Here is a 1,546-nt window from a genome sequence, read left to right as displayed (position 1 = left end):
TTACAATAGTAATAACTTATTTACGAAAGGTGATTTGATGTTTCAATCCAAAAAAGAACGACAAAATGAAATTGAGATGGTCACAATTGATGAGCTTGTCCCTGAAAATCATCTCCTCCGTAAAATTGACCAATACATAGATTTTTCTTTCATTCCGGAAAAAGTTCGTCCTTACTATTCGGAAGACAATGGGCGTCCTTCACTGGATCCTCTTGTTTTATTCAAAATGATGTTCATTGGTTATATCTATGGCGTTCGTTCCGAACGCGAATTGGAACGACAAATTCAAACTAATATTGCTTATCGTTGGTTCTTAGGGTTGAACCTTACAGACGCAGTGCCACATCATTCCACCATCAGCTGGAATCGTCGTACTCGTTTCAAAGATACGGATATCTTCCAAGAAATATTTGATGAAATTGTACTTCAAGCGATGAACCACCGTATGGTATCTGGGCGTGTGTTATTCACAGATTCCACGCACTTGAAAGCAAATGCCAATAAGAAGAAATTCACGAAACAAGAAGTTGAAGTAGAAACGGCAGACTACATCGAAGATTTGGAAGACGCAGTAAGGAAAGATCGGGAAGATCATGGAAAAAAGCCTCTGAAAGAAAAGGAGGAGGTGAAAAAGAAAAAAGAAATCAAGGTCAGTGACACGGATAGCGAGAGTGGTTACCTCTACCGGGAGAATAAGCCGGAAGGCTTCTTCTATCTTGATCACCGCACCACAGATTTAAAACATAACATTATTACTGATGTTCATGTGACTCCAGGAAATATTCATGATTCCAGACCTTACTTACAACGGTTGGATCGTCAGATCGAACGATTTGGCTTTAACGTGGAAGCAGTAGGTTTGGATTCCGGTTATTTGACGAACCCAATATGTCATGGGCTTATTATGGAGAGAGGAATATTTGGAGTTATTGCTCATCGAAGGTATCAGTCAAAAAAGGGGTTACTTCCGAAATGGAAATATTCATATGATGAAGAACGAGATGTCTATGTGTGCCCGCAGGGGGAAGTTTTAAGCTATGCGACAACCGATCGTGAGGGATATCGGCATTACAAATCAAAGCCTGAAAATTGTGCGGATTGTCCCCTTCTTACGAAGTGTACACAAAACAAGAAGTTCCAGAAAACGATTACCCGTCATGTGTGGGAAGGCTCGAAAGAGCAGGTTCGGTTGAACCGCCTTTCTAATGAAGGCAAGTGGATTTATCGAATGAGAAAAGAAAAAGTGGAACGTAGCTTCGCAGATTCAAAAGAACTGCATGGGCTGCGTTATTGTCGCTTGCGCGGAAAAGAAAATGTACGCGAACAAGCGTTACTGACGGCTGCTTGCCAAAACATGAAGAAGATTGCCCTTCACCTATCCAGGGTGAGTTAGGTGAAGGAGAGTCTTTTTCGGTGAAGGGCGGGCGAATACCAGGAGACTCCTGCGGAAAAACGGGCGATCCGAGATCCCGCAGTGTGGGTTTTCACGAGGAGGCTCGGGCGTTCGTCCGCGGAAAGCGAGTGGTATTCGCCCGCACGAGGGCAC

General features: G+C 43.3%; 1 protein-coding gene. It reads left to right on the top strand.

Annotation, left to right across the window (positions count from 1 at the left end; genetic code table 11):
- Window positions 1–37: 37 nt before the first annotated feature.
- Window positions 38–1,393: an IS1182 family transposase gene (locus A4U59_RS20615; RefSeq protein ID WP_070121852.1), complete on the top strand. Its 1,356-nt coding sequence runs from the start codon at window positions 38–40 to the stop codon at window positions 1,391–1,393.
- Window positions 1,394–1,546: the final 153 nt, after the last annotated feature.

The sequence above is a fragment of the Bacillus marinisedimentorum genome (assembly GCF_001644195.2).
Lineage (GTDB): Bacteria > Bacillota > Bacilli > Bacillales > Bacillaceae_O > Bacillus_BL > Bacillus_BL marinisedimentorum.
This window is presented reverse-complemented; position numbering and strand designations above follow the sequence as displayed.